The 5,125-nt window shown below is 72.4% G+C and carries 6 protein-coding genes; all 6 read left to right on the top strand.

The genetic code is table 11. The annotated features are described in order from the left end of the window. The first annotated feature begins 39 nt into the window (after nucleotides 1-39). Entirely contained in the window at nucleotides 40-654 is a 615-nt protein-coding gene (locus ACJA3G_RS29665; protein WP_406556121.1) for a phosphatase PAP2 family protein, read from the top strand. A 52-nt stretch (nucleotides 655-706) separates the two neighbouring features. After that, nucleotides 707-1,618 carry an A/G-specific adenine glycosylase gene (locus tag ACJA3G_RS29660; protein WP_406556120.1) on the top strand — a complete coding sequence of 304 codons (912 nt, stop codon included), beginning with the start codon at nucleotides 707-709 and terminating at the stop codon, nucleotides 1,616-1,618. A 345-nt stretch (nucleotides 1,619-1,963) separates the two neighbouring features. After that, nucleotides 1,964-2,572 (top strand): SigE family RNA polymerase sigma factor, encoded by a 609-nt coding sequence (locus ACJA3G_RS29655; RefSeq protein ID WP_406556119.1) that lies wholly within the window; start codon nucleotides 1,964-1,966, stop codon nucleotides 2,570-2,572. Between the two features lie 41 nt (nucleotides 2,573-2,613). Further along, complete coding sequence (locus tag ACJA3G_RS29650; RefSeq protein WP_406556118.1) at nucleotides 2,614-3,213, top strand: hypothetical protein; 600 nt, start codon at nucleotides 2,614-2,616, stop codon at nucleotides 3,211-3,213. Between the two features lie 92 nt (nucleotides 3,214-3,305). After that, nucleotides 3,306-4,010, top strand: coding sequence for a two-component system response regulator CseB (gene cseB, locus ACJA3G_RS29645; RefSeq protein WP_406556117.1), 705 nt, complete (start codon nucleotides 3,306-3,308; stop codon nucleotides 4,008-4,010). 23 nt (nucleotides 4,011-4,033) lie between these two features. Next, a partial coding sequence (locus tag ACJA3G_RS29640) for a histidine kinase dimerization/phospho-acceptor domain-containing protein (RefSeq protein WP_406556116.1) occupies nucleotides 4,034-5,125 on the top strand: 1,092 nt, incomplete at its 3' end.

Here is a 5,125-nt window from a genome sequence, read left to right as displayed (position 1 = left end):
CATCATTCCGGAGGTCGATGTTCCATACTGTCCGTCACCATGGATAGCGATCTCTACCGCGACATCACCGACTTCGCCCACGACACGCCCTCGTGGATGCAGCACTTCGTCGAGCTCTGGACGGAGGTGGGGCTGCTCCTGTTCGGCGTGCTGTTCGTCGCCTGCTGGTGGCGGGCGCGCCGGGCGGATTCCACGGCGATGGCCCTGGCGCTGCTCGCCCCGCTGGCGACCGCCGTCGCCTATGTCTCCAGTGAGGTGATCAAGTCGCTGGTGGTCGAGGAGCGCCCGTGCCGCGCGGTCAAGGGCGCCGCCACCTCCCTGATCACCTGCCCGGTCAACGGCGACTGGTCGTTCCCGTCCAACCACGCCACCATCGCGGGCGGCGCGGCCGTCGCGCTCGCGCTGGCCTGGCCGCGCATCTGGGCGCTGACGGTGCCGATGGCGCTGGCGATGGCCTTCTCGCGGGTGTACGTCGGCGTGCACTACCCGCACGACGTGGCGGTCGGCCTGCTGCTCGGCACGGCCGTCGCGGTCCTCTTCGCCAAGGCCGGTACGCGCCCGGTGCGCTCCCTCGTCGAGTCGATGCGGGCGAGCGGCAACGGCGCGGCCGGATGGCTGTCCGGACCGGGTGCTCCGCTGCACGCCCGCCGCTGAGCGGCCCGCCGTACCCCTCGCACCCCCGTTCCGTGCCAGGATCGGGGGTGCCATGACGACGATGCCGACGACCGACCCCGACACGGTCTCCCCCGACGCCCTCCACACCCCCGTCCTCGGATGGTTCGACCAGCACGCGCGCGATCTGCCCTGGCGCCGCCCGGAGGCCGGCGCCTGGGGTGTGATGGTCAGCGAGTTCATGCTCCAGCAGACGCCCGTGAGCCGGGTGCTCCCGGTGTACGAGCAGTGGCTGGCCCGCTGGCCGCGCCCCGCCGACCTGGCCGCCGACGCCCCGGGCGAGGCCGTCCGCGCCTGGGGGCGGCTGGGCTACCCGCGCCGCGCGCTGCGCCTGCACGGGGCCGCGGTGGCGATAACGGAACGGCACGGCGGTGACGTGCCGCGCGACCACGGACAGCTGCTCGCGCTGCCCGGCATCGGCGAGTACACGGCCGCCGCGGTCGCCTCCTTCGCGTACGGACAGCGCCATCCGGTGCTGGACACCAACGTCCGCCGGGTCTTCGCGCGGGCCGTCACGGGCGTCCAGTACCCGCCGACCGCCACCACCGCCGCCGAGCGGCGCCTGGCCCGCGCCCTGCTGCCCGACGACGAGGCGCGCGCGGCCCGCTGGGCGGCGGCCTCGATGGAGCTGGGCGCGCTGGTCTGCACGGCCCGCAACGAGGACTGCGGGCGCTGCCCGATCGCCGCGAGCTGCGCCTGGCACCTGGCCGGCAAGCCCGCGCACGACGGCCCCCCGCGCCGCGGCCAGACGTACGCCGGGACCGACCGCCAGGTGCGCGGCAAGCTCCTCGCCGTACTGCGCGAGGCGCTGGATCCCGTACCGCAGGCGGCGCTCGACGCGGTGTGGCACGAGCCGGTGCAGCGGGCCCGCGCGCTGGACGGGCTGGTCGCGGACGGGCTCGTGGAGCCGCTCGGGGACGGCGTGTACCGGCTGCCGCTGACCTGATCCGGCCCGGAGCGGGGGCTGTCGACGGATGGCTGTGACATCCGCGTGCCGGTCCGCCGTGACAAACGCCGGGCCCCCGCTCCCGACGGAGCGTCACACAGCGGGAACTCCCGGTCGAACAGGGCCCGTTGACCTGGTTCGACGCTCCGCGGGATAGCGCTCCGTCACCGCGGGAACACGCGCTTACCCCGGGAAAACACCGCCCAAACCTTCGTTGTTACACAACCGATGGCTCACCGTGCGCCCCCCGACGGCTGCTCCGCACAGGCCCGTGACAACGGCTCCGTAGGTTCAGTCAGGCAAGTGGGACCGGCGGGAAAGTCACGGGGACGGAGGCGGTTGGGTATGGCGCACGGCGAGGTGCTCGAGTTCGAAGAGTACGTACGCACCCGGCAGGAGGCCCTGCTGCGCAGCGCCCGGCGGCTCGTTCCGGACCCGGTCGACGCGCAGGACCTGCTCCAGACCGCTCTGGCCCGTACCTACGGCCGCTGGGACGGCATCGCCGACAAGGCGCTCGCCGACGCGTATCTGCGCCGCGTGATGATCAACACGCGGACCGAGTGGTGGCGCGCCCGCAAGCTGGAGGAGGTGCCCACCGAGCAGCTGCCGGACGCGCGCATCGAGGACGGCTCCGAGCAGCGCGCCGACCGCGCCCTCCTCATGGACGTGCTGAAAGTCCTGGCGCCCAAGCAGCGCAGCGTCGTGGTGCTGCGACACTGGGAGCAGATGAGCACGGAGGAGACCGCCGCGGCCCTCGGGATGTCGGCGGGTACCGTCAAGAGCACGCTGCACCGGGCGCTGGCCCGGCTCCGCCAGGAGCTGGAGAGCCGCGAGCTTGACTTCCACGCTCTGGGCAACCCTGATGGACGTGACGGCCGGGTGGGCCGTCAGGCCGACCGCCGGGTCGGTCGCAACGAGCGCGACGAAAAGGGGCGGGAGCGGTGCGCGGCCTAGGCAGAGGCACAGGGGGCGTACTGGCGGCGGGAACCACGGCGATGGCCGGGCTCGCCGCCTTCGGCCTGCTCGCGGCGGGCTGCTCCACGGGGGGCACGGGCACGCGCGACGAGGGCGAGGCCCACACCGACAAGGTCAGCCATGCCTCCCCGACGCCCAAGGCCACGCCCGAGGCCCCCTTCAAGAAGGTCAACGCCGTACGGCTGCTCAAGGCCGACCCCAAGGTCAGTGAGCGCGTGAAGGCGGACCTGAAGCCCTGTGTGAAGGACGAGTACCCGATCGACGTCTCCTACGGCCACGTCACCGGCGCCGCCGGACAGGACGTCGTGGTCAATGTGATGACCTGCGGGGACGCGGTGGGGCTGGGCGCCTATGTGTACCGCGAGGAGGGCTCCTCGTACGGCAACGTCTTCACCTCCGAGGAGGCGCCCGTCTACGCGGAGATCGACCGGGGCGACCTGGTGGTCACCCGGCAGATGTACGCCAAGGGCGACAAGCCGGCCTTCGCCTCCAGTGAGATCGTGACCACCTACCGCTGGGCGGGTACGAAGTTCGCCAAGCACGATCAGGTGGAGAACGACTTCAGCAAGGCCGTCGGCAACGACGAGGGGACCGAGGCGCCGGTGCCGGCCTCGCCCTGACCCGGGCGGTCCGGTGTGGTTGGGTTTGACCGTCCGCACCTTCAGGCAACAGCACCAGCGCAAGCGCAAGTCGAGGAACTGAGAGCAGCACGATGGCCGAGACCCATGTCCTGTTCGTCGAGGACGACGACGTCATCCGTGAAGCCACCCAGCTCGCGCTGGAGCGCGACGGCTTCACCGTGACCGCCATGCCCGACGGGCTCTCCGGCCTGGAGGCCTTCCGCGCCGACCAGCCCGACATCGCCCTGCTGGACGTGATGCTGCCGGGGCTGGACGGGGTGAGTCTGTGCCGCCGCATCCGTGACGAGTCGACCGTTCCGGTGATCATGCTGTCCGCGCGCGCGGACTCGATCGACGTGGTGCTCGGCCTGGAGGCCGGCGCCGACGACTACGTGACCAAGCCGTTCGACGGGGCCGTGCTCGTCGCCCGTATCCGCGCGGTGCTGCGGCGCTTCGGGCACGCGGGCGGCTCCGGCGCGGGCACCGCGGAGACGGACCGGGACGTCGACGGCGGGCTCCTCGCCTTCGGCGACCTGGAGGTCGACACCGAGGGCATGGAGGTCCGCAAGGGCGGGGAGACCGTCGCCCTCACCCCGACCGAGATGCGGCTGCTCCTGGAGTTCTCCTCGGCGCCCGGTACCGTGCTCTCCCGCGACAAGCTCCTTGAGCGGGTGTGGGACTACGGGTGGGGCGGCGACACACGGGTGGTGGACGTCCATGTGCAGCGGCTGCGCACGAAGATCGGACAGGACCGGATCGAGACCGTCCGTGGCTTCGGCTACAAACTGAAGGCGTGAGGGGCAGAAGGCGTGAGGGGCGAGTGAGGCGGCCCGCTCTGCGGACCGGCGTCCGCTGGAAGATCAGTATCGCCATCACCGCCGTCGGGGCGCTGACCGTGATGGCGCTCAGCCTCGTCGTGCACAACGCGGCGCGGGTCTCGATGCTCGACAACGCGCGCGACCTCCAGCTCGACCGGGTGCTGTTCGCGCAGCGCATCTACGAGACGAGCAAGCAGACCCGGTTCGGCGCGAAGCTCAACGACCCGGCGCTGCCGGCCGATCTGAAGGCCAAGACGGACCGGGGGCGCAAGGCCACGTCCGTGCAGGAGCCCAAGAGCGGGGTGCCGGACATCTGGGCGGCCGTGCCGGTGGGCAACGGTGACGTCCTGTCGCTGCACAGCACGTTCACCGACCGCAGCTCCAACGTCATCTCCGACCTCGACCGGGCGCTGGTGATCGGCTCGGTCGCGGTCGTGTTCGGCGGGTGCGCGCTCGGCATCCTCATCGGCGGCCAGATCTCGCGGCGGCTGCGCAAGGCGGCGGCGGCTGCGACGAAGGTGGCCGAGGGGCACACGGACGTCCGGGTGCGGGACGCCATCGGCGGGGTCGTACGGGACGAGACGGACGAGCTGGCCCGCGCGGTGGACGCGCTGACCGACGCCCTCCAGGAGCGCCTGGAGGCCGAGCGCCGGGTGACGGCGGACATCGCGCACGAACTGCGTACGCCGGTGACGGGGCTGCTCACGGCCGCCGAGCTGCTGCCGCCCGGGCGGCCGACCGAGCTGGTACGCAACCGGGCCCAGGCGATGCGGACGCTGGTGGAGGACGTGCTGGAGGTGGCACGGCTGGACAGCGCGTCGGAGCGGGCGGAGCTCCAGGAGATCGCGCTGGGCGAGTTCGTGAGCCGCCGGGTCGCGCTGCTGGACCCCGATGTGACGGTCCGGGTCGTCCACGAGTCGTGGGTCAACACCGATCCCCGGCGGCTGGAGCGCATCCTGGGGAATCTGCTGGGGAACGCGGCGAAGCACGGGCGCGGACCGGTGGAGGTCACGGTGGAGGGCCGGGTGGTGCGGGTCCGCGACCACGGGCCCGGGTTCCCGGAGGCACTGCTGCGGGAGGGGCCGAGCCGGTTC

It is taken from the genome of Streptomyces sp. YS-3, assembly GCF_045257485.1.
GTDB lineage: Bacteria > Actinomycetota > Actinomycetes > Streptomycetales > Streptomycetaceae > Streptomyces.
The sequence above is the reverse complement of the archived record's forward strand: the minus strand, read 5'-3'. Positions and strand labels throughout refer to the sequence as shown.